The organism is Pseudomonas alloputida (assembly GCF_021283545.2).
Lineage (GTDB): Bacteria > Pseudomonadota > Gammaproteobacteria > Pseudomonadales > Pseudomonadaceae > Aquipseudomonas > Aquipseudomonas alloputida.
This window is the reverse complement of record NZ_CP128540.1, coordinates 3,676,483-3,696,953: the sequence shown is the minus strand read 5'-3', so window position 1 is coordinate 3,696,953 and position 20,471 is coordinate 3,676,483. Positions and strand designations below refer to the sequence as shown.

The window sequence follows — 20,471 nt, the reverse complement described above, 5'->3', positions numbered from 1 at the left end:
TCAAGGCTGGTTCATCGACTTGGCCTGCAACTCTCCGCGCGCGTCACCAGGGAATCGGCGTGCCATCCCACGCCCAGAACGTTCCGCTCTGCGCCGGGCCGTGACGGCTCACAAGTGCCAGGATGCAGGTGGCGGCAAACGCGGGCGAGAACAGTTTGCCCGGCGGCACATTGCCCTGAAAGGGTCGGGAAAGCTGGGTGTCGGTGGTGCCGGGATGCAATGCAAGTACCGTTGAAGCGGGGTTCAGTCGCTTCAGCTCGATGCTTGCAGTGCGCAGAAGCTGGTTGAGCGCGGCTTTGCTGGCACGGTAGCTGTACCAGCCCCCCAGGTGATTGTCGCCGATCGACCCGACTCGCGCCGACAAGGCGACGAAGGCCATCGGGTGCCGACGCAGCAGCGGCAGCAAATGCTTGAGCAGCAGAACAGGGGCGAAACAGTTGGTTGTGAAACTGCTCAGCAACCCCGCCATGTCTAGCTGGGTCAGTGCTTTTTCAGCCCGCGCCGGGCCTTCTTGCAGCACGCCAAGCGTGCTGAAGACCAGGTTCAGTTGGTCGCAGCAGGCGCCCACCTGCGCGGCCAGTGTTTGCAGTGCCTGCTCGGATCGGGCGTCGCAGTCGAGGCGAACCAACCGTCGCGCGTGCTCTGTGAACAAGGTATCCAGCGCAGGGCTGGTGGTGGCTCGTCGCGAAACGGCGAACACCAGCCCGATGTCATCGCGCGCCAGCAACTGCGTGCACAATGCCAGGCCAATTCCTTGGCTGGCCCCGCAGACCAGCACGTTGGCGGGTGTCTGAAGGTCGTTGATCAGGCTCATCGGCGTGTCCTCTTGGCTGGGCGCTGGCGCCTCGTCCTGTGATGCCTGCCAACGTTCGTGCAGCTGGCAGGGGGGAGCTCACAGCAGGATATAGTCGCTGTACTGCCGTAAGCCGTCATGTGGCCCTTCGATCAAGTGCACGTAACGGTCGTTCACCCAGTCGATCGGCAGGCAATCGTCGACGTCCAGTACCGCGTCGGTATGCGGCTTGAGCCAGTCTGCCTGCAGGCGCTGTTTGCCCAGTTGCCTGGCCTCGGCCTTGTCCCTGGCCACCACCAGCAGGTAGCGGTGTGCCTCGCCAAACACCCCGGGCTCGTAGCCGCCAAGGTTGATGAAGAACAACCTGGGATCGTGTGGGCCAGGCGCTACCTGACTGAACGCGACGCGGTAGCGGTCAATACCGTCGACTTCCATCCATGCGTCGATGTGCAGGCCCGTTCGGCTCCCGAACCAGGCTTGGCGCAGATGGGGGTAGGCCTGTTCAAGTGAGTCCGCCTGCGCGAACAACACGTCGTGGACCTCGATATTGGCCCGTGGGTGACGTCCACCGAGCATGACGACGTACAGCATGAGCAATTCCTTCTATCTCGACTTTCATGGGTGTTCGATAACGGGGGCGCGAGGCTTGCAGAAATGTGCATGCTGGGCATTAAAAACTATACATGGCTCGTCAAATATCTGTACAAGCGTCTACTATTGTATAGTATTTAGCAAAGTGCTCGAGGTCAGAATGGCGCACCCTGCACGTTGGACCTGTCTATGCCTGCTGCTAGCCGCCATGTCGTCGGCGGCAGACTGGCGAGCGGAGCTGCCTGCGGCGCAACGGCTGGGCGCCGGTGATTTCACTTGGTTTGGCCTGCGGCTGTATACCGCCCGATTATGGGCAGTTGGCCCGGTTCAGGACTGGAACCAGCCGTTTGCCCTTGAGCTGCTCTATCACCGTTCATTGTCCAGGGACACGCTGGTCAAGGCCAGCCTTGAGGAAATGCAACGCCTGGGTGGCGGCAGCATGACGGCACAGCAACGCGCGGCATGGACCAGGGCGATTGAGCAGGCATTCGTGGACGTGAGCCCTGGCATGCGCATCACGGGCTTGTACCTGCCGAGGCAGGGTTGCCGCTTTTACGTCGACGGCAAACTGAGCCACGCGATCGACGATCCGGTGTTCGCCCGGGCCTTCTTCGCCATCTGGCTTGACCCGCGGGCCAGAGACCCCCAATTGCGTCAGCGGCTGCTTGGGCTGGCTGGCGATGACCGAGGAGCCTGAACATGTACAAAGCGCTGTTGCTGGCTGCCTGCCTGCTTCTGGGCAGTTGTGGCAATGTCGGTATCGAGCACTATGCCCAGGAGCAGCCGAAGCTGGACCTGGCGGCGTTCTTCTCGCGCCCGGTTCAGGCGTGGGGGATGTTTCAGAAGCGTTCCGGTGAGGTGGTCAAGCGCTTCCATGTGCGCATCGACAGCCGCCGCGAGGGTGAACGGCTGATCCTCGACGAGCATTTTCTCTATAGCGATGGCACACGCCAGCAGCGTACCTGGACGCTGGTGCCGGACGGCCCCGGGCGCTGGCGGGGAACAGCGGGGGACGTGATTGGCGAGGCGCGTGGCGAAGTGGCGGGCAACGCGCTGCGATGGCGTTACCAACTGGATCTGCCGGTCGACGGGCGGCACTGGCAGGTAGACCTGGACGACTGGATGTACCTCATGGATGACGACACCCTGATCAACCGCTCGAGCATGAGCAAACTGGGCGTTGAGATTGGCCAGATCACCTTGTTCTTCCGCCGCCTGCCAGAGGGCACACCATGAACCTGATCGCGCTGACCCAGCTGGTTTCGACCGGCGAAGCCAAGGAACTTGAACTGCTGTCGCTGGAGGGGGGCTTCTACCTCCTGCGCGCCCTGACCGACGCCGGCCCTGTGACATTGAGCGATGCCCAGGGGCAGCCCGTGCGCGTGCGCTCCACGACCGAACTGCGGCAGTTGCTGGCCGACCTGCCGCCGGTGCCGTGCATGCTGGTGCAGCAGGTGGTGCATGATGAGATGTGCGGGCAACGTGACGGCCCCATCGCGCCGCTGCGCGTACCGGTAACGCTCACCAGCCAGTGGTAGCCCGGACGATGCGCCTGGGCCTGGTGCTGGGTGACCAACTGTCGTTCGACCTGGCAAGTCTGGCGTCCCTTGACCCTGCTCGCGATGCGGTCCTGATGGCGGAAGTGGAGGGGGAGGCCCGATACGTACCGCATCATCCGCTGAAGATCGTTCTCATCTTCAGCGCCATGCGGCATTTTGCCCAGGCCCTGCGTGAACGGGGTTGGCAGGTGCACTATGTCGAACTGGACGCCGAGGGTAACAGCGGCAGCATCGTGGGTGAGTTGCATCGTTGGCAACAAGCCTTGGGCGCCACCCACATTCACTTGACCGAGTGCGGTGAGTGGCGCCTGGAGCAGGCCTTGCGTGATGCCGCACTGCCGCTTGTGTGGTTTCGCGACACGCGTTTTCTGTGCTCCCGTGAAGCCTTCGGGCGCTGGGCCACAGAACGTCGCCAGCTGCGTATGGAGCACTTCTACCGTGGCATGCGCAAGCGAACCGGCCTGCTCATGGAGCCCGACGGCAGCCCGGCAGGTGGCGCCTGGAATTTCGATGGCGACAATCGCAAGCCATTGCCACGGCAGCTGCGTGGCCCGTTCGCTGCGCATTTCGCGCAAGACGACATCACGGCAGCGGTGGTGGCCTTGGTGCGTCAGCGCTTCAGCGACCACTACGGGGGCGTCGACGGTTTCGACTACCCCGTGACCCATGCCGAGGCACAACAGCTGTGGCAGCATTTTCTGGATTTCGGCCTGGCGGCTTTCGGTGACTACCAGGATGCGATGGCCGAAGGCGAGCCGTACCTGTTTCATGCGCGCATCAGTGCGGCGCTCAACATCGGCCTTCTGGATGTGCGTCGTCTGTGCGACGACGTCGACAAAGCCTGGCGCGAGGGGCGGGTGCCGCTCAATGCAGCCGAAGGCTTCATTCGCCAGCTGATCGGCTGGCGTGAGTACGTGCGTGGCATCTATTGGCAGCGCATGCCGGCATATGCCGGGCTCAATCACCTGAACAATCACCGGGCGCTGCCAGAATTCTACTGGACCGGGCGCACCCGCATGCGCTGCATGGCGCAAGCCATCGGGCAGACCCTGCGGTTGGGCTACGCTCACCATATCCAGCGGTTGATGGTTACCGGCAACTTCGCCTTGCTGGCCGGTATCGTGCCAACCGCAATTTGTGAGTGGTACCTGGCGGTCTACATGGATGCCTTCGAGTGGGTCGAACTGCCCAACACGCTTGGCATGGTGATGCACGCCGACGGCGGCTACCTGGGGTCCAAGCCGTACTGCGCCAGTGGTCGTTATATCCAGCGCATGTCCGATCATTGCAAGGCTTGCAGTTACAGGGTCGACCAGGTGACCGAAGAGGAGGCCTGCCCGTTCAATGCCTTGTATTGGCATTTTCTCATTCGCCATCGTCCCCAGCTCTCGGCTAACCCGCGCCTGGCCTTGGTCTATCGCAGCCTTGATGGCATGCCCGCTGGCCGTCGCGATGCCGTGTGGCAACGTGGCCAGTCATTGCTGGCGCGGCTCGATGCGGGGCAGGCGTTGTGAAAAAGAGCCTTCTGCCCAGCAAGGTTTGCGTGGTGTGTGGCCGGCCGTTCACCTGGCGCAAGCGCTGGGCACGCTGTTGGGAGCAGGTGCGTTACTGCTCCGAGCGATGTCGCCGGTCAGCGCCGCGCCGCGAGGCGCGCCAGCAGGGGCAGGGCCAAAGCCCATAACGGCATCAGTAGCAGGCCGGTTTCCAGCGCGCCCAATGGCAAGGCAACACCTGCCAGCCTGGCGCCGCCTACATAGGCCAGAGGGCCGCCAATCGCCCCCAGCAGTGCGCCGATTCGCCAGTGCCTGCCGGCCCATGCCAGGCTGTGACGCATCCCGCTGGCCAGCACCAACCACAGCAGCGCTAGCCACAGCGGCAGGGGCCAGGCGTCGAAACCGAACACCCCCAGCGCTCCCAGCACGCTGTCGAGCACGCAGCCGACAAAGGTGACGCGCAACAGCGCCTTGAGCTCGGCATTGATGTCCGGGCACAGGCGCAGGTGCACTGCCACGCCCGGAATCACCAGCAGCAACAGCAAGGGCCGCTCGGCCCCCAGCACGCATACCCACCAGCCGGCTTGCAGCCAGAGGGCATTGCCGATCAGCCAGCGGTTGGGCATCAGGCACCGCCAGGCAAGGGCGCACGGCGTGCCTGGGGTGCTGCCCAGAGCAGGTGCGCAACACCGATCGCGCGCTCCTCGAAACCGCCCTGGCAGTAGCAGAGGTAAAACTCCCACAGGCGCTGGAACATGTCGTCGTAGCCAAGGTCCGTCAGCGCAGTGCGTGCCTGACGCAGGTTTTCACGCCAGTGTCGCAGGGTGTGGGCGTAGTCCAGGCCAAAATCTTCCATGTGCACAAGGTTCAGGCCAGTGTGCCGGCTGGCGGTGTCGAGCAACACGCTCAGCGAAGGCAGGGCGCCACCGGGGAAGATGTAGCGCTGGATAAAGTCGACCGAGCGCTGCGCCTGGGCATAGCGCTGGTCGCGGATGGTGATCGCCTGCAATAGCATCAGGCCTTCAGGCTTGAGCAGCGAAGCACACTGGCGGAAATACACCGGCAGGTAGCGATGACCGACCGCTTCGATCATCTCGATCGAAACCAGTTTGTCGAACGTGCCTTGAAGGTCGCGGTAGTCTTCGCGGAGCACTTGCACACGCTGCCCCAGCCCCAAGGCCTTGACGCGCTCCAGGGTATGGCTGTACTGCGCCTCGGAGAGCGTCGTGGTGGTGACCCTGCAGCCGTAACGGGTGGCTGCGTGGATAGCGAGGCTGCCCCAGCCGCTGCCAATTTCCAGCAGGTGATCGTCAGGGCTCAGTTCGAGCTTCTGGCAGATGCGCTCCAGCTTGTGCAACTGGGCCTGCTCCAGTGTTTGCCCCGGGTGTTCGAATTGCGCAGCCGAATACATCATGGTGGGGTCCAGCAGCCGCTCGAACAGGGCATTGCCCAGGTCGTAGTGGGCCAGAATGTTGCGCCGGGCGCCGCGCTTGTCGTTGCGGTTGAGCCGGTGCAGCAGGCGCAGGGCAGGGCGGCCCAGGCGGGCCAGGCCACCCTCGAGCGCGTCGAGCACTTCAAGGTTGGCGACGAACAGGCGGGTCACCAGCGCCAGGTCGGGGCTGCGCCAATAGCCGTGAATGTAGGCTTCGCCAGCTCCGATCGAGCCATTGCCGGCGATCAGGCTCCAGGTGGCGTCATCGAGGATCTCCACCTCGGCCTGCAACGGGCTGTCGGCATCACCGAAACTCCACTGCTGCCCGTGGCTGAGCAGGCGCAGGTGGCCGTGACGCAGCTTGCTCAACTGGGCGAGCACGGCGCTTCGTGCCAGCCCGCCGAGCAGGGGCGCAAGGCCTGCGAACTTGCTAACGCTCAGGGTGGGATTTGACATCATCAAGGTCCTCGCAAGGTTGGCCGAGTGCCAGGTCACCCTGGCAGGTGGTGTGGTCATGCACGGGGGTGCGTTTGAGTAACAGGCGCAGCGCTTGCCAGTAGATGGCCGAGACGGTGCGCAGGCTCATCCATGGGAAGTTCAGGACATACCGACGCAGCGCTGCACCATCGAGTGGCTTGCGGCGCAGGGCGAGGTCGGCCTCGAACACCTTTGTGCCGCCTTGCCAGTTCTGCATCTGAATGCGTACATGGTCCGTGTCCAGGAAAAAGCGCAGGCGATAGTCCATGTCCAACGGCATGAACGGCGACACATGGAAGGCCTTGCCGACGCTGAAGGGCCTGGCAAGGTTGCCTTGCACCGGGAGTACGTAATGAAAGCGTTCACGCCAGGGCGTGTTGCGCACTTCCATCAGGATCGCGGTCAGGCACCCGTCACGGTCATGGCAGAAATAGAAACTCACCGGGTTGAACGACAGCCCCCAGCACCTCAGTTGCGTGAGCAGCTGTACCCGGCCTTCGGGCAGGTGCCCCGTCGCCTGCCCGACCAGCAAGCGTGCAGCCTGGGCCAGCGATTCACCTTGGCGGGTCAGGGCGGGCAGGTAGTCGGTCTCGCGCCAGCACAACGGCGCCAGGCGCCAGCGTCCCAGCCAGCGTGACAGGCCCATCAGCCAGGATTGTTCGTCCAGGTCCAGGTAGAACATGCCGATCCGGTAGCGGAACGCGTGGACCCGCGGCGTCAGCCGTCGGTGGCTGATCCAGCCCACGCAGAGGCTGCTGTTCACAGTTGCTCTCCGAAGTGCGCGGCCACCTTCAGTGCGCTGACCACCCCGTCTTCATGAAAGCCATTGCCCCAGTAGGCGCCGCAGAAGTAACTGTGCTGTTGCCCTTGCAGTTGCTCCTGGCACGCTTGCGCGGCGGACGCTGCAACGCTGTACTGGGGATGGGCGTACTGGAAGCGGGCGATCACCTGCGCCGGGTCTATCAGTGCGGTCTGGTTGAGGCTCACGCAGAAGGTTGTCGGTGCCTGGATACCTTGCAGAATGTTCATGTTGTAGGTCAGCGCGGCGGGAGCCCGCTCGGGGCCGCCCAGGCGGTAGTTCCAGCTGGCCCAGGCGAGCTGGCGGCGTGGCAGCAGACGGGTATCGGTATGCAGCACCACGTCGTTGCTGGCGTAATCGATGGCGCTGAGTACGGCGCGCTCCTGGTTGCTGGGGTTCTCCAGCAGTGCCAGGGCCTGATCGCTGTGGCAAGCGAACACCACATTGTCGAAGCGCTCGGTGCCGGCCGCGCTCACGAGGGTGACGCCACCTTCGTCGCGGCTGACTCGGTAAACCTTGCAGTTGAGGCGGATGCGCTCAGCGAACGGCCGGCACAGCGGTGCGACATAGCTGCGCGAGCCGCCTTTGATCACCCGCCACTGTGGACGTTGGTTGACCGACAGCAAGCCGTGGTTGCGGCAGAAGCGCACGAAGAACTCAAGCGGGAAGTGGAGCATGTCTGCGCGAGACATCGACCAGATCGCCGACCCCATCGGTACGATGTAATGATCGATGAAGCGTTGCCCATAGCGGTTCGCTTGAAGGTAGTCGCCCAGCGTGGTGCTGGCATCGATACGCTGGTTGTCCAGGTCGGCCAGTGCCTGACGGTTGAAACGCAGAATGTCCCGGATCATCCCCCAGAACCCTGGGGACAGCAGGTTGCTGCGTTGGGCGAACAGGGTGTTCAGGTCGTGGCCGTTATATTCCAGGCCCGCAATCGGGTCATGCACGGAAAAGCTCATCTCGGTCGGCTGTGATGGCACCTGAAGCTGGTCGAGCAAGCGGATGAAGTTCGGGTACGTCCAGTCGTTGAAGACGATGAAACCGGTATCTATTGCATGGCGCTGGCCTTTCCAGACCACATCAAGGGTGTGCGTGTGGCCCCCGACCCATTGCTCGGCCTCGAAAACCGTGACTTCGTGCTTGCGTGACAGCAAATGGGCGCAGGTCAGCCCCGCGATGCCACTGCCGATGATTGCTATACGCATGGATCATCATTCCTGTTCATGACGGGCGAGGCGTTGGCCCAGCGCCAGGCGCAGGCGCGCGGGCAGCGCCCCGAGCAGGCGCAACACCAAGGTGAAAAGACCGGGGAAGTTGATTTCCAGGGGGCGGCCGGGCAGGCGCCTGGCGATATGCCGGGCGGCACGCTGCGCAGACCACAGCTGTGGCATGGGGAAATCGTTGCGACGGGTCAGGGGCGTGTCCACGAAGCCTGGGCTCACCAGGGTGACCGCGATGCCTTCGCGGGCCAGGTCGATTCGCTGTGACTCCACCAGATAGCGCACTGCGGCCTTGGACGCCCCATAGGCGCCAGCGCGGGGCAAGGCCAGCCAGGTTACCGAACTGCCCATCACCACCAGGTGGGGGCGTTTGCCTGCGCGAAGCAAGGGCAGTGCCGCCGCCAGGCAGTAGCTGACGCCCAGCAGGTTGGTGCGCATGACGCGCTCGACCAACGCCGGATCGAAATGCCCAGGCTCCAGGTATTCGCAGGTGCCGGCATTGAGAATGGCCATGTCCAGGCCTCCCCAGGCCTGCTCGATATGCGCAGCGATGCCGGCGACCTGCTCCGGGTTGTCAAGATCGCCAATGGCCAGCAATGCCTGCCCGGGAAACCGTTCTGCCAGCGGGGCAAGGCGGTCGGCGTTGCGCCCGCCCAAGGCGACCTGGTGGCCTTGCTCCAGGAGGACTTGCGCGAGCGCGGCACCGATACCACTGCTGGCGCCGGTCAGCCAACAGCGGCTCATGCCAGCCTGCCTTTGAGCCAGCGGATTGCTGTGCCCATGACGGGAAGGTGCTCATAAAGCAGGGCGCCGGCGTCGAAATAGTCCTGGTGGAAATGCACACGGTCGCGCCAATGCAGGCAGCTGCAGCCTTGCAGCGTGATCGGCTGGCCGCCGGCCAGGCGCGGGTGGCAAAACTGCAGTGTCCAACGCAGGTAGCCCTGCCCGGGCTTTACCTCGTCGGCGCTGGTGAAGGCGTAGCGGATATCGGTGGCGTTGGCGTACAACTGCTCGAAGTAGGCACGCAGGGCCTGCAGCCCCTGTATCTGGTGCAGGGGATCACGAAAGGTGACATCGTCGCTGTACAGTTTATCCAGCGTTTCGAGGCTAGCCCCATCAAGGCGGGCGAAGCGCTCGGCGAATTGTTGTAGGTACGCTGACATACTGGGCTCCAGGCAATCCTGTACAAAATTGAATTGTTGTACAGGTATAACTGAAGCCTAAGCCTTTATCTATACAAGTCAACGGTCTTGTATAGGTTTTTTGTCAGTGCTTGGCCTGGCCCTGCTGCCGGCGCAGTTCCGCCACTTCAGCCTCCAGCTCGCGAACCCTTTCCTCGGCGAATACTTGCGCTGTGACATCGCGCTGGATGCCGATGTAGTAGGTCAGCTGGTCCGCCTCGTTGTGCACCGGTGTGATGGACAACTCGTTCCAGAACAGGCTGCCGTCTTTGCGGTAGTTGCGCAGCACCTGGCAGCAGGGGCGGCCTTCGCGGATCGCCTCGCGGATAATTGCGATGCCCGGCTGGTCGTGATCCTCGCCCTGAAGAAAACGGCAGTCCTGATAGAGAATATCGTCGGCGCAGTAGCCGGTCAGGCGCTCGAAGGCCGGGTTGACGTAGATAAGGATGCTCTCATTGCCTTCCTGCTCGGCGACAACGATGCCATCGTTGGAATGTTCGACCATCAGTTGCAGGAGTTTTGCGTTGATCATGGGGCTCACCTACAGGCATTTCGTATGCGATGTGCGCCAAAGGCTTCCTTGCAGAAGCTTTTGGCGCCGTTTGTTGCATGATGAACCAAGGAGGCTCGCCGCAGAAGGTGCATCTGGGTTTAGAATGTATCACCCCTTGAATGACACCTCGTTATGACCGACGCCACCCCACCCGAATTGCTACCCATGCGCGATGTGGTCAGCCTGACCGGCATCAATCCGGTGACCTTGCGTGCCTGGGAGCGGCGTCATGGGTTGATTCGCCCGCAGCGCACCGAGGGCGGCCATCGCTTGTACACGGCTCAGGATGTGCAGCGCATACGTGACATCTTGCGCTGGACCGCCAACGGCCTGCCCATCAGCAAGGTTGGCGACAGGCTCGCCGGCCAGCCTGAGGCGCCTGTGCAGCAGCCCTCGGCCTTTGACGACTGGCGCGCCGCCGTTGCGCGCGCTTCCAGGGCATTCGATGCGCAGGCGCTGGAAGCGATCCATGGACAGCTGTTCACACTTTTGCCAAAGGCCACGGTGCTGCGGGACGTGCTGATGCCGGTTTGGCATGACCTGGCTTCAGGTACTGCGCCAGGCCAGCGTAGCCAATGGCTGTTTCTCGATACGTTCTTGCGCGCCCGGCTGCTGCTGCGCTTGCAGATGAACCAGGTCGATGCGCCGCGGGTGCTGCTGGCGGGTACCGAGGGTCAAGCCGAATGCCAGGTGTTGTGCGCCGGGCTGCTGTTGAGCAGCGAGCGACAACGCATCGACGTGCTCGGCTGCGGGCAGCCGCTGGAAGAGCTCCCGCTGCTGTGTGCAGCGGTGCAGCCTGCGGCACTGGTGATCGCGCTGCAGCCACCGGTGAGCCCTGCCTTGGCCAAGCGCCTGCGCTCGCTGCAGATGGAAATTGATTGTCCGCTGGCCTTGACAGGCGAGGGACTGGCCGGTGTGCAAGCGGCCTTGCACGGGCTGCCGGTATGCCTGCTGGACGAGCAGGGTGCTGACGTCGCGCGCGTGCTTGACGCCTTGCTCAGGGGGGCGCTGGACCTTTGAGCTTGGTTCTGCGCCGTGCTCAAAGTGGTTGGGTGCACAGCGGGTTGGTGATGGGGGCGCTGCTCGGCATGCGTTGGACCCATATCGGCCTCACCGTCTCCAATGTCCTGCTGGCGGTCTGTGGGCCGGTGATCATTGCGCGGCACCTGAGGCCTCATTGCTCACCCGGTGTTTTCAGGTTTGGACGGGGCCGCGTGCCACTGCTCCTTGGGCACCCATTTGGGCTGCTCGGGGTCGCCCAGGTAGTGAGGCGACATGATTTGCACCCCATACTCGTTGAACACGTCCTGGATATTGGCGTGCAACAGGCTCAAAAGCTGCGCGCGTGGCCTGGGCTCTGACGGAATGGCCTGGGCCACTAATCGGTACTCGGGGTAGAAGTCCGACAGCGCCGTCTGGAATACCTGGGGCGTGGGCGTTTGCAGCACGCCGTCGGTGCGCCGAGCCGCTTCCAGCAACATCGCCTCGACCTGACGCCACGGGGTGTCGTAGCCGATGGTCACCACGGTATCGACCACATAGCCTGGCCCTTGCACGATACGTGAGTAGTTCTTGGTCACCGAGCCGGTAATCATCGAGTTGGGGAGTGTCAGCACTTCGCCAAGCCCGGTGCGAATGGTCGTGGTGAACATGCCCACCTCGGTCACCGTGCCCTCGTGATCACCCACACGTACAAATTCACCGGCGCGCAGCGTGCGTGTGTAGGTAAGGATCAATCCGGCTGCCCCTTGGCCGATGACACTGGTCGCCCCCAGTGAAATCATCAGACCGAGCAACACTGACAACCCCTTGAAGGCATCGGTACCCGAGCCGGGTAGATAGGGGTAGGCCATCACCAGGGCGAAGAGCCAGATCGCCAGCGACGTCAGGCGCATGGTTGGTTGCAAGGTTTCAGCGGTCAGCCATTTCAACGTGCCCGGGCGTGCCATGCGCCTTAGCACACGCTTGGAGAAGGCGCTGATGCCACGGGCGATGAAGAAGATCGACAGTGCAACGGCCAGGCCGGGCATGGCGCGCAAAATACCGCTGATCAGGTAGTTGAGCAGCGCCATCAGGTGGATATTGAGGCTTTCCCCCCAAGACCTTGTGTAGGGGAACTGAGACAGCACGAAGCCCAGCCACTGGTAGCAGAACAACAACACGACCAACCAGTACAGCAGCCAGAGTGAACGGTCGATCAGGTAGTACAGGTTCTGCAGGTCGAACAGTTGCGTGTGGCCGACCTTGAGGCGCTCGGAGTGTTTGCCCATCAGTTTGGGCAGCAGCCCCAGGAGCTTGCGTCGACAGTAGCCTGCGGCCTTTACCAGCATGAAAAAGACCAAGGTTGCCGCAGCGCTGTAGCCTATCGCGGTGAGCAAGAACCGCAGGCTACGCGCCTGGCGGGTTTCCTCGACGACAAGGCGCAGGTTCTCGGCGGCCTGCTCGGCGGCTTCGCCTGTTGTAATGTTGTCGGCCGCAGCATCCAGTGGCGTCACGATGAATGCACGGCGCCCGCCCAGCAGCACCAGGTAGCTTCGCAGGATAGGGTCGACGCGAACCTCCAGGTCGTTCGTTTCCTGGAGCGTTTCCTCGATGACCTTCTTGGCGCGCTGGGCGCGCACCTTGGGTGTTTCGCCCAGCAGCGTCGCACGAAAGACCAGCACCGTGCGGTTGATGACGGTCAGCGGGGCGGGTTCGGCAATCACACCCTCTATCTCCGGCCCGGCCTGAGGGGTGCCTGCGTGGAGCAGGGGCGAGAACAGCAGGTGGATCAGTAGCATCAGCCAAGCAGCCCGTCCCAACCTGCGCTTCATGCCCATTTGACAGCCCCTGTGCCGACGAGTGGATTGCTACCAGCATAGTCGGCTTCAGCCAGCATTCAGTGGCTTAGTTCGCGGGCACGAGGATCACGAAATTCTTCTTCATGTCTTCCACTACGGTCCATTTGCCCTTGGCGCCCGGTTCGATAATGAACGTGTCGCCAGCGGCCAGTGTGACCGGGGCGCAACCCTCAAGCTCAATGACACAGCACCCACTCAGGACATGGCAGAACTCCCAGACTTTGTAGTCAATGCGCCACGCCCCGGTGCTGGCTTCCCATTCTCCGGAAATGCGACCTTGCTGTTCATCGTGATAGTACTTGGACGTCAGCGTGTGAGGGGTGCCTTCCAATACTTCTTCAAAGAAGGGCAGGTCGCGCAGCGGTTGGATATCCAGTTCGCGGAACACGGTCAGTTTCTGGTTCATGGCTGTCTCTCGAGCACGTTGTGAGTAGGGCGATACATTAAATAGGCTTCACCGGTAACGCCCAGCATCGGGTGCGGAACGATCTGGCAGGTTTTAACAATTTGAAAACCATGACGTTCGTAGAAGCGGCGTGCACCGTGGTTTTCTGCGTAATCGATCAGGCATAGTCCATCGAGGCCTGCGTCGTCAGCGCGCTGCTGGGCGTGGCGAAGAAACTCGGCACCCAGCCCCTGGCTCCGCCAGGCCTCATCCAGTGCCAGGCTGGATATGTACAAGGTATCGGGTATTTCCATGTCGGAATAAGGCGCGAGGACGGGGTCGGTCTCGACTGGCCTGTCAGGCGTTGCGCGCAAGGCATAGCTATGCATCATGCCGATGACGCGCCCTTCGAAAGTGGCCATCAGGCAGTTCTTGTATGAAAAGTCGCCCTGTTCTCTGGCATAGCGAGACGCACCGACACTCAGCAAGGTTTCTCCAGGTGCGGCGAGCTTGCTCCATATGTAATCGGCCATGCCCTCCGATGTCAGTTGAAAGAAGCGCGCAATATCATGCGCGTCCGAGACTCGAGCGGGTCTGAAGTCGATAGGCATGCACAGTGCTCCCATGGTGCCGGGGTCAGTTTTCAAGGGTTACGCCTTTGGCTGGGGGCAGGGTAGACGGTTATAGCTGTTCCCATGATGCTCTGCGCGAACACCATCAGCATGGTGTGCGACACGGCCCTCATGGCCAAATGGCCCGACGATTTCAGGAGCAGGGACACTCCGCCGGCGCCACCTGCGCCGGGGTCATGCGCCAGGGCCCGAACGGTTGGCAAGCAGCTCGGCGACCAGGGCGCTGGTATCGACGATATCCAGTTGCTCCAGGCATCGCACAGGCAGGCGAAAGGGGGCGATGCTGTCGGCCACCAGTACCCGTTCGAACGCGCCGCTGTCGAACAGCTCGCCACCGGTGGTGAACAGGCCGTGGGTGGCCGCGGCCAGCATGCGGCTGGCTCCGGCCTGCCGGCAGGCCTGGGCAGCGCGTAGCAGCGTCTGCCCCGTGCTGATCAGGTCGTCGAATACGATGACGGTGCTGCCTGCCACGTTACCGACCAGGTGTTCGCCGCTCAGGCCTGCCTGCTGGCGGTGTTTCTCCATCATGGCCACCGAGACCGGTCGCGCCAGCAGGTGCGCCAGGGCCTGGCGAAACTGCTCGGCGCGTTTGACGCCACCGATATCCGGTGACACGACCGTGACCGCCTGCTCACCGAGTAGCGGGGCCAGGCGTTGGGCGAATAGCTGGGTGCATTGCAGGTTCCAGCTCGGGATTCGGTAGGCGTTGTCGAAGGCGCTGGGGTTGTGCACGTCCAGCGCCACAATGCGGTCCACGCCGCAGCTTTCCATCAGCCGAGCCACATGGCGGGTGATGATAGCGTCCTGAAACTCCACCTTACGGTCCTTGCGACCATAACAGAGGTAAGGCGTGACTGCCGTCACCTGGCGGGCAGCAGCGTCCTTGAGCGCGCCACAGAAGAACAACAACCGGCATAGCTTGTCATGCGCGCTGTGGTGCGCGTCACCATACAGCGAGTGGAAGACGATGACCGATCGACCGTCCACCGATTCGCCAGGCCAGCACTTGTGCTCACCGTCCTCGTAGTCGCGCTCTTCATGTGCAGACAGTTTCCTGCCCAAGCGTTGCGCCACGGCATTCCCATAGTCCTGGCTGCCTTGCAAGGCGAACAGTAACGGCGGTGTGTCATTCATGCCCTGCGCTCCAGAGGTCGTTCACAGCAACATGAGCTGCATGGCACTGTGCGGTTTGATGAGTACCTAGTCGAGCATAGCCAGCGGGCGATCGTTCAACCGTGAATCGCCAGAATACTGGAGTGAATCTTGTACAGGGTTTGCTCGGTAGTACTGCCGACGACCTTGCTCACCCCCTCGTGGTAGAGCGTGCCCATCACCACCACATCGAAGCCTTGCTGGTTCGCGTACTCGCTGACCACGTTACGGGCAGCACCCCGCACCAGGTGCAGGTGATCTGGCTTGATGCCATAACGGCCGCCAAACGTCGCCATGCGCTCGCGCGCACGACCGGACATTTCCTCGGCCAGTTTGTCTGTCCAGGCCACGGGTGCGGCGGCATAGGCAACGAAGCTGGCGCTGGGTTCGTAGGCCTGCAGCAGATGCAGTTGCGCCTTGCAGCGTTGTGCCAGTTCCAGTGCCGATTGCAGGATGTGGTCGTTGAGCTTGTCGATCAGCGGGTCGTGCTCGACCAGGTCCACGGCGACCAGTATGCGCGCTGGCAGCGTCGTTTCAGCCTGGGCTACCAAGTGCAGCTGGATCGGGCAGCGGCGTAGCAATTGCCAGTCCAATGGCGTGAGCAGGGCACGGCTCAAGGCGGTTTCGTGCTGGATGTCCTTGATCACCATCCCGACCCGGTGCAGTTGGGCCAGCCGGATCAAGTCCTTGAGCGGGTCTTGATCGTCCAGCGTCTCGGCGTAGGCGGTAATGCCCAGCTCGCCCAGCGCCTTCACCTGCTCAGCGAGCCACGCCTTGCGATGCTCGGCGTCCTGCTTGCGGGCGTTTTTGCGTAGCACCTGGTCCAGGGTTGCCAGGCGCGAGGGCAATTGACTGAGCGCCACCAGGTGCAAGGTCGCACCTGTCGCACTGCTCAGCGCTTGAGCACGCGTCAGGGCAGGCGAAGGGTGCAGGTCTGGATGGCAGATCAGCAGCAGTCTTGAGTAAGTATTCATGATGGCCTCCACCGCGGTGGCAGCCTCGATGAAGGCCCACCGGTTCAGGCCAAGCGTGACGCAGTGGGGCTCGATGACCTTGATATTTATCAAGATTGGCTGAATGCGGTGTACTCATGACCGGGTCGCAGAGCCCGGCATGTTTCTCGCTGCGCATCAACACTGTTCGCTGTTGTACAGCTGATCAGCAGTAATGTCGCCTTGCAGGCATTGAAGCTGCTTCGAGTAATCTCTATGCCCTTGTAAATAAAGAGAATATTTATTGGCATGAATTGTGTTGATAGAGCATTGAAAGGCGCCGAAACAGGGTGCCGAGCCTATCGAGCAGGAGCCCCCCATGCCACGTGAAATTCGTTTGAACGCCTTCGAGATGAACTGTGTCGGCCATCAGTCGCCCGGACTCTGGAGGCACCCCAAGGATCGCGCCTGGCAATACAAGGATCTGGAATACTGGACGGACCTGGCCAGGTTGCTTGAGCGCGGTAAGTTTGACGGCATCTTCATCGCCGACGTGATCGGCATCTACGACGTGCTGGGCGGCAATGGCGATGCGGCCATCCGTCAGGCGACCCAGGTTCCGGTCAATGATCCGCTGGCGCTGATCACCCCGATGGCGCTGGTTACCGAGCACCTCGGTTTTGGCCTCACCGCCTCGCTGACTTTCGAGCACCCGTATCCGTTCGCCCGGCGCCTGTCGACCCTGGATCACCTGACCAAGGGGCGCATCGGCTGGAACATCGTTACCTCCTACCTCGACAGCGGCGCGCGCAACCTCGGGCAGAAGGCGCTGAGCGACCACGATGCGCGCTACGACTACGCGGACGAATACCTTGAAGTGCTCTACAAGCTGTTCGAAGGGAGCTGGGAAGAGGGCGCTGTGCTGCGGGATCGCGAGCGCGGCATTTTCAGCGATCCGAACAAGGTTCATGAGATCCGCCACCAGGGCAAGCACTTTCAGGTGCCCGGCATCCATCTTTGCGAGCCTTCGCCACAGCGCACGCCGGTGCTCTATCAGGCGGGGGCGTCGAGCCGTGGCAAGGACTTCGCTGCCGGGCACGCCGAGTGCGTGTTCGTCGCCGCACCGTCCAAGGTGATCCTGAAGAAAACCGTGGCCGACATCCGCCGTCGCGCTGCCGAGGCCGGGCGTGATCCACGCAAGGTGCTGATCTTCAACCTGCAGACGGTGATCGTCGACGAGACCGACGCCAAGGCTCAGGCCAAGTGGCAGGAACTCGCGTCATATAGCAGCTACGAAGGTGCGCTGGCGCTGATCTCGGGATGGACGGGTATCGACTTCGGTCAGTACCGGCCCGACCAGGTGCTCAAGCATATCCATACCAATGCCATTCAGTCGGCAGTGGAAACCTTTTCCACCGCCGACCCCGACAAGCAATGGACGGTGCAGGAACTGGCCGATTGGGTTGGTATTGGCGGCTTCGGCCCGTTGATCGTCGGCAGTGCGCAGACCGTCGCCGACGAGCTGCAGGCCTGGGTCGAGGAAACCGACGTGGACGGCTTCAACCTGGCTTACGTCCTGGCCCACGAAACCTTCCGCGATGTGGTCGACCTGTTGGTGCCCGAGTTGCAGAAACGCGGCGTCTACAAGACCGAATATCGTTCCGGAACCTTGCGCGAGAAGCTGTTCGGCGATGGCCCGCGACTGCCCGCCAACCACCCTGGCGCCGGCTATCGCGACCTCAGCCAGCAGCGCGAAAACGTCAGTGTCGGCCCGGCAGTGCCGGCCTGAATCGGCAGAGGAGTCATCGCATGAGCATACATGAATGCTATCCGCCGTTGCCCGACATAGTGGCCGACAGCGCCCTGACGGCGCTGCAACGTTGGGCCAGAGAACGCCCGACACAAATCGCCCTGCGTCATCGCCGTCTCGGTGCGTGGAAGGCCTGGCGCTGGATCGATGTGCTGCGTGAGGTCGAGCGGGTTGCCGATGGCTTGCGCCAGCAGGGTTTCACCCCTGGCGCGCGACTGGCATTGAGCGGTGCCTTCGAGCCGAGCCTGCTGATGCTGGCGTTGGCGGCCCACCAGCTTGGCGGCCAGAGCCTGGTGATTGGCCGCGACAGCCGTGGCGATGACCTGCAACGGCAACTGCGCCAGGCACATCCGGGGTTCGCCTTCGTTCAGCGCCGTGAAGACGTATCGCACTGGTTGGGTAGCGGCCTTGCCGAGCTGTGGCCACTGCGTTTGTTTTCCGCACAAGCCAATGCCGTGAGCAACGGCTTGTGGCAGGTGCAGCCGCTGTCGACGCTGTTTGTCGGCGAGGCGCCGGTGGCGCAGCGCCAGGGTTGGGCGCAGGTCGCAGGCGATGACGTGCTGTGGGTCGTTGAGGGCACCGAATGGCGTGAGGGATTGGGGCATTTGCTGCGCCGCTGGTTACAACATGGCGAAGCTCTAGCCTTCCCGGAGACTAGCGAGTCTGCTGGTCGCGATCGCCGCGAAATCGCCCCGACCGGGTTGCTGCTGTCCGCTGCGGGAGCCCAGGCGCTGGCTGACGAAATCGACGCCCGCCTGGCGCCACCAGGCAGTTGGCGACGGCGTCTGTGTGACTGGACGCTGGAGAATCCACACCAGGGCTTGCGTCGCTGGCTGAAGCAGCGGGTGCGGCGTCTGCTCGGCTTCCATCGCGTGCGTCGGATCGAGGTGCCAAATACGTCTGTCAGCGTGGCGCTACAAGGCCCGGCACGCTTGTCATGGCTGCACGAATATCAGGAGCGCGCGGCATGAGTGCTTTGCTGGAGGTGCGCAACGTGTCGCTCTCGTTCAAGGGCGTGAAGGCGATTTCCGACTTGTCCTTCAGCGTCAGGCGCGGCGAGATCTGCGCCCTGATCGGGCCGAATGGCGCCGGCAAGAGCTCGCTGCTGAACATCCTCAATGGCGTCTACCGGGCCGATGCCGGCCAGCTGTTCTTCGCCACCGAGCCGTTGCGCCGGCCGCACCCGCTGCAGGCGGCGCGGCTGGGGATCGGCCGTACCTTCCAGAACAATGCGCTGTTCAAGAAGATGAGTGTGCTGGACAACCTGCTCACCGGTCTGTCGCGTTTCCAGCGCAGTTACTTTCTCGAACAGGCCCTGGGCCTGCCACGTGCCCGGCGCGAGGCCCGGGCTTTTGCCGAGCGCGCCGAGCAGGTGCTGGCGTTCCTCGAGCTGCAACCCTGGCGCGATGTTGCCGTGGGCAGCCTGGCCTATGGCCTGCAGAAACGCGTTGAGCTGGGGCGTGCGCTGATCGCGCAGCCGACCCTGCTGCTACTCGACGAGCCGATGGCGGGGATGAACGCCGAAGAGAAACAGGACATGAGCCGCTTCATCGCCGATATCAACCGTGATCTGGGCACCACGGTGATTCTCATCGAACACGACATTCAGGTGGTCATGGGGCTGTCCAGCCACGTGGTGGTGCTGGACTACGGGCGTAAGGTCGGCGATGGCACACCGGCCGAAGTGCAGGCCAATCCCGATGTGATCGCCGCCTACCTGGGAGCGCCGCACGGATGAACTTCTTCCTGGAGACCTTGATCGGCGGCTTGCTCGCCGGGACCCTGTATTCGCTGGTGGCCATCGGCTTCGTGCTGATCTACAAGGCCAGCGGCGTGTTCAACTTTGCCCAGGGCGCGATGCTGCTGTTTGCTGCGCTGACATTCGTTAGCTTGCACGAGCAGGGCCTGCCGTTCGCCCTGGCGTTGGCCCTGACCGTACTGGTGATGATCGTCGGCGCGCTGCTGATCGAGCGCCTGGTGCTGCGGCCCCTGGTCAATCGCTCGCAGATCACCCTGTTCATGGCCACCCTTGGCCTGTCGTTCATCATCGAGGGCCTGGCCCAGGGCTTGATGGGCGCCCAGGTACGTGCGCTGGATCTGGGCATCGAGGACGTCCCGCTGTTCGTCGGCGAGCTGATGATCAGCCAGTTCGACCTAGTCGCCTCTGGCGTTTCCGCCTTGTTGGTGGCAGTGCTGGCGCTGCTGTTCAACAAGACCCGCATCGGTGTGGCCTTGCGTGCGGTGGCCGACGATACCCGCGCGGCGCTGTCGCTGGGCATCAACCTCAACCGCATCTGGCAGATCGTCTGGGCCGTGGCCGGCATGGTCGGGCTGGTGGCCGGGCTGCTCTGGGGGGCGCGCCAGGGGGTGCAGTTCTCGCTCTCGCTGGTAGTGCTCAAGGCGCTGCCGGTGCTGATCATCGGCGGCTTCACCTCAATTGGCGGAGCCATCGTCGGCGGGCTGATCGTCGGCGCCGCCGAGAACCTCGCCGAAGCCTACATCGGCCCACTGATCGGCGGCGGCATCACGCCCTGGTTCGCTTATTTCCTCGCCCTGATATTCCTTTACATCCGTCCGGCCGGCCTGTTCGGCGACCGGGCCATCGAACGGGTATGACGC

24 protein-coding genes are annotated in these 20,471 nt (G+C 62.9%); 10 read left to right on the top strand and 14 right to left on the bottom strand.

The window, feature by feature from the left end; genetic code table 11:
- Positions 1-43 precede the first annotated feature (43 nt).
- Together LU682_RS16995 and LU682_RS16990 are read right to left on the bottom strand one after the other, a co-directional pair.
- Positions 44-814, bottom strand: coding sequence for an SDR family NAD(P)-dependent oxidoreductase (locus LU682_RS16995; protein WP_010953643.1), 771 nt, complete (start codon positions 812-814; stop codon positions 44-46).
- A gap of 78 nt (positions 815-892) precedes the next feature.
- Positions 893-1,384: a DUF1543 domain-containing protein gene (locus tag LU682_RS16990; protein WP_014591337.1), complete on the bottom strand. Its 492-nt coding sequence runs from the start codon at positions 1,382-1,384 to the stop codon at positions 893-895.
- Between the two features lie 160 nt (positions 1,385-1,544).
- Here LU682_RS16990 and LU682_RS16985 point away from each other — a divergent pair, with 160 nt between their 5' ends.
- The 5 genes from LU682_RS16985 to LU682_RS16965 are packed head-to-tail and all read left to right on the top strand — an operon-like array spanning position 1,545 to position 4,624.
- A complete protein-coding gene (locus LU682_RS16985) occupies positions 1,545-2,081 on the top strand; it encodes a chalcone isomerase family protein (RefSeq protein ID WP_049586242.1) in 537 nt (178 codons plus the stop codon).
- A 2-nt stretch (positions 2,082-2,083) separates the two neighbouring features.
- Positions 2,084-2,620 (top strand): DUF3833 domain-containing protein, encoded by a 537-nt coding sequence (locus LU682_RS16980; protein WP_003254010.1) that lies wholly within the window; start codon positions 2,084-2,086, stop codon positions 2,618-2,620.
- Positions 2,617-2,922, top strand: a complete 306-nt coding sequence (locus LU682_RS16975; protein ID WP_003254009.1) for a DUF6482 family protein — start codon at positions 2,617-2,619, stop codon at positions 2,920-2,922. Before LU682_RS16980 ends, LU682_RS16975 begins: the two co-directional genes overlap by 4 nt.
- Positions 2,923-2,930: 8 nt before the next feature.
- Entirely contained in the window at positions 2,931-4,457 is a 1,527-nt protein-coding gene (locus tag LU682_RS16970) for a cryptochrome/photolyase family protein (protein ID WP_010953646.1), read from the top strand.
- Positions 4,454-4,624, top strand: a complete 171-nt coding sequence (locus LU682_RS16965; protein ID WP_079732516.1) for a DUF2256 domain-containing protein — start codon at positions 4,454-4,456, stop codon at positions 4,622-4,624. Before LU682_RS16970 ends, LU682_RS16965 begins: the two co-directional genes overlap by 4 nt.
- On the opposite strand, the gene LU682_RS16960 is transcribed toward LU682_RS16965, so the two are convergent.
- The 7 genes from LU682_RS16960 to LU682_RS16930 form a co-directional block, all read right to left on the bottom strand.
- Positions 4,574-5,062, bottom strand: coding sequence for a DUF2878 domain-containing protein (locus tag LU682_RS16960; RefSeq protein ID WP_010953647.1), 489 nt, complete (start codon positions 5,060-5,062; stop codon positions 4,574-4,576). The genes LU682_RS16965 and LU682_RS16960 overlap by 51 nt on opposite strands.
- Positions 5,062-6,324, bottom strand: a complete 1,263-nt coding sequence (locus tag LU682_RS16955) for an SAM-dependent methyltransferase (RefSeq protein ID WP_049586237.1) — start codon at positions 6,322-6,324, stop codon at positions 5,062-5,064. Before LU682_RS16955 ends, LU682_RS16960 begins: the two co-directional genes overlap by 1 nt.
- On the bottom strand, positions 6,299-7,108 hold the full coding sequence (locus LU682_RS16950; protein ID WP_010953649.1) for a DUF1365 domain-containing protein: 810 nt from the start codon (positions 7,106-7,108) through the stop codon (positions 6,299-6,301). The genes LU682_RS16955 and LU682_RS16950 overlap by 26 nt, the downstream gene beginning before the upstream one ends.
- Entirely contained in the window at positions 7,105-8,352 is a 1,248-nt protein-coding gene (locus tag LU682_RS16945) for an NAD(P)/FAD-dependent oxidoreductase (RefSeq protein WP_010953650.1), read from the bottom strand. Before LU682_RS16945 ends, LU682_RS16950 begins: the two co-directional genes overlap by 4 nt.
- A 6-nt stretch (positions 8,353-8,358) precedes the next feature.
- Complete coding sequence (locus LU682_RS16940) at positions 8,359-9,111, bottom strand: SDR family NAD(P)-dependent oxidoreductase (protein ID WP_010953651.1); 753 nt, start codon at positions 9,109-9,111, stop codon at positions 8,359-8,361.
- Entirely contained in the window at positions 9,108-9,530 is a 423-nt protein-coding gene (locus LU682_RS16935) for a nuclear transport factor 2 family protein (RefSeq protein WP_060488894.1), read from the bottom strand. Before LU682_RS16935 ends, LU682_RS16940 begins: the two co-directional genes overlap by 4 nt.
- Before the next feature lie 103 nt (positions 9,531-9,633).
- Positions 9,634-10,080, bottom strand: a complete 447-nt coding sequence (locus LU682_RS16930; protein WP_029615462.1) for a PAS domain S-box protein — start codon at positions 10,078-10,080, stop codon at positions 9,634-9,636.
- A 153-nt stretch (positions 10,081-10,233) separates the two neighbouring features.
- Here LU682_RS16930 and LU682_RS16925 point away from each other — a divergent pair, with 153 nt between their 5' ends.
- Positions 10,234-11,121: a MerR family transcriptional regulator gene (locus LU682_RS16925; RefSeq protein ID WP_010953653.1), complete on the top strand. Its 888-nt coding sequence runs from the start codon at positions 10,234-10,236 to the stop codon at positions 11,119-11,121.
- Between the two features lie 161 nt (positions 11,122-11,282).
- On the opposite strand, the gene LU682_RS16920 is transcribed toward LU682_RS16925, so the two are convergent.
- The 5 genes from LU682_RS16920 to LU682_RS16900 all read right to left on the bottom strand — a co-directional run bounded on the left by LU682_RS16920 (position 11,283) and on the right by LU682_RS16900 (position 16,177).
- Entirely contained in the window at positions 11,283-12,920 is a 1,638-nt protein-coding gene (locus tag LU682_RS16920; RefSeq protein ID WP_010953654.1) for a mechanosensitive ion channel family protein, read from the bottom strand.
- 67 nt (positions 12,921-12,987) lie between these two features.
- Entirely contained in the window at positions 12,988-13,347 is a 360-nt protein-coding gene (locus LU682_RS16915) for a cupin domain-containing protein (protein WP_003253997.1), read from the bottom strand.
- Positions 13,344-13,937, bottom strand: a complete 594-nt coding sequence (locus LU682_RS16910; RefSeq protein ID WP_010953655.1) for a GNAT family N-acetyltransferase — start codon at positions 13,935-13,937, stop codon at positions 13,344-13,346. Before LU682_RS16910 ends, LU682_RS16915 begins: the two co-directional genes overlap by 4 nt.
- A 195-nt stretch (positions 13,938-14,132) precedes the next feature.
- Positions 14,133-15,092, bottom strand: coding sequence for a ribose-phosphate diphosphokinase (locus LU682_RS16905; RefSeq protein ID WP_010953656.1), 960 nt, complete (start codon positions 15,090-15,092; stop codon positions 14,133-14,135).
- Between the two features lie 95 nt (positions 15,093-15,187).
- On the bottom strand, positions 15,188-16,177 hold the full coding sequence (locus LU682_RS16900) for a universal stress protein (protein ID WP_049586231.1): 990 nt from the start codon (positions 16,175-16,177) through the stop codon (positions 15,188-15,190).
- 244 nt (positions 16,178-16,421) lie between these two features.
- On the opposite strand from LU682_RS16900, the gene LU682_RS16895 reads away from it, so the two are divergent.
- The 4 genes from LU682_RS16895 to LU682_RS16880 are packed head-to-tail and all read left to right on the top strand — an operon-like array spanning position 16,422 to position 20,468.
- Positions 16,422-17,831, top strand: a complete 1,410-nt coding sequence (locus tag LU682_RS16895; protein ID WP_060488896.1) for an LLM class flavin-dependent oxidoreductase — start codon at positions 16,422-16,424, stop codon at positions 17,829-17,831.
- A gap of 20 nt (positions 17,832-17,851) precedes the next feature.
- Positions 17,852-18,823: an AMP-binding protein gene (locus LU682_RS16890; RefSeq protein ID WP_010953659.1), complete on the top strand. Its 972-nt coding sequence runs from the start codon at positions 17,852-17,854 to the stop codon at positions 18,821-18,823.
- Positions 18,820-19,590 (top strand): ABC transporter ATP-binding protein, encoded by a 771-nt coding sequence (locus LU682_RS16885; protein WP_110771718.1) that lies wholly within the window; start codon positions 18,820-18,822, stop codon positions 19,588-19,590. The genes LU682_RS16890 and LU682_RS16885 overlap by 4 nt, the downstream gene beginning before the upstream one ends.
- Complete coding sequence (locus tag LU682_RS16880; protein ID WP_010953661.1) at positions 19,587-20,468, top strand: branched-chain amino acid ABC transporter permease; 882 nt, start codon at positions 19,587-19,589, stop codon at positions 20,466-20,468. Before LU682_RS16885 ends, LU682_RS16880 begins: the two co-directional genes overlap by 4 nt.
- Positions 20,469-20,471: the final 3 nt, after the last annotated feature.

Bases quoted from the DNA above. Each gene is read 5' to 3' on its own strand.
- LU682_RS16995 (WP_010953643.1), bottom strand. From the start codon at position 814: ATGAGCCTGATCAACGACCTTCAGACACCCGCCAACGTGCTGGTCTGC.
- LU682_RS16990 (WP_014591337.1), bottom strand. From the start codon at position 1,384: ATGCTGTACGTCGTCATGCTCGGTGGACGTCACCCACGGGCCAATATC.
- LU682_RS16985 (WP_049586242.1), top strand. From the start codon at position 1,545: ATGGCGCACCCTGCACGTTGGACCTGTCTATGCCTGCTGCTAGCCGCC.
- LU682_RS16980 (WP_003254010.1), top strand. From the start codon at position 2,084: ATGTACAAAGCGCTGTTGCTGGCTGCCTGCCTGCTTCTGGGCAGTTGT.
- LU682_RS16975 (WP_003254009.1), top strand. From the start codon at position 2,617: ATGAACCTGATCGCGCTGACCCAGCTGGTTTCGACCGGCGAAGCCAAG.
- LU682_RS16970 (WP_010953646.1), top strand. From the start codon at position 2,931: ATGCGCCTGGGCCTGGTGCTGGGTGACCAACTGTCGTTCGACCTGGCA.
- LU682_RS16960 (WP_010953647.1), bottom strand. From the start codon at position 5,062: ATGCCCAACCGCTGGCTGATCGGCAATGCCCTCTGGCTGCAAGCCGGC.
- LU682_RS16955 (WP_049586237.1), bottom strand. From the start codon at position 6,324: ATGTCAAATCCCACCCTGAGCGTTAGCAAGTTCGCAGGCCTTGCGCCC.
- LU682_RS16945 (WP_010953650.1), bottom strand. From the start codon at position 8,352: ATGCGTATAGCAATCATCGGCAGTGGCATCGCGGGGCTGACCTGCGCC.
- LU682_RS16940 (WP_010953651.1), bottom strand. From the start codon at position 9,111: ATGAGCCGCTGTTGGCTGACCGGCGCCAGCAGTGGTATCGGTGCCGCG.
- LU682_RS16935 (WP_060488894.1), bottom strand. From the start codon at position 9,530: ATGTCAGCGTACCTACAACAATTCGCCGAGCGCTTCGCCCGCCTTGAT.
- LU682_RS16930 (WP_029615462.1), bottom strand. From the start codon at position 10,080: ATGATCAACGCAAAACTCCTGCAACTGATGGTCGAACATTCCAACGAT.
- LU682_RS16925 (WP_010953653.1), top strand. From the start codon at position 10,234: ATGACCGACGCCACCCCACCCGAATTGCTACCCATGCGCGATGTGGTC.
- LU682_RS16920 (WP_010953654.1), bottom strand. From the start codon at position 12,920: ATGGGCATGAAGCGCAGGTTGGGACGGGCTGCTTGGCTGATGCTACTG.
- LU682_RS16915 (WP_003253997.1), bottom strand. From the start codon at position 13,347: ATGAACCAGAAACTGACCGTGTTCCGCGAACTGGATATCCAACCGCTG.
- LU682_RS16910 (WP_010953655.1), bottom strand. From the start codon at position 13,937: ATGCCTATCGACTTCAGACCCGCTCGAGTCTCGGACGCGCATGATATT.
- LU682_RS16905 (WP_010953656.1), bottom strand. From the start codon at position 15,092: ATGAATGACACACCGCCGTTACTGTTCGCCTTGCAAGGCAGCCAGGAC.
- LU682_RS16895 (WP_060488896.1), top strand. From the start codon at position 16,422: ATGCCACGTGAAATTCGTTTGAACGCCTTCGAGATGAACTGTGTCGGC.
- LU682_RS16890 (WP_010953659.1), top strand. From the start codon at position 17,852: ATGAGCATACATGAATGCTATCCGCCGTTGCCCGACATAGTGGCCGAC.
- LU682_RS16885 (WP_110771718.1), top strand. From the start codon at position 18,820: ATGAGTGCTTTGCTGGAGGTGCGCAACGTGTCGCTCTCGTTCAAGGGC.
- LU682_RS16880 (WP_010953661.1), top strand. From the start codon at position 19,587: ATGAACTTCTTCCTGGAGACCTTGATCGGCGGCTTGCTCGCCGGGACC.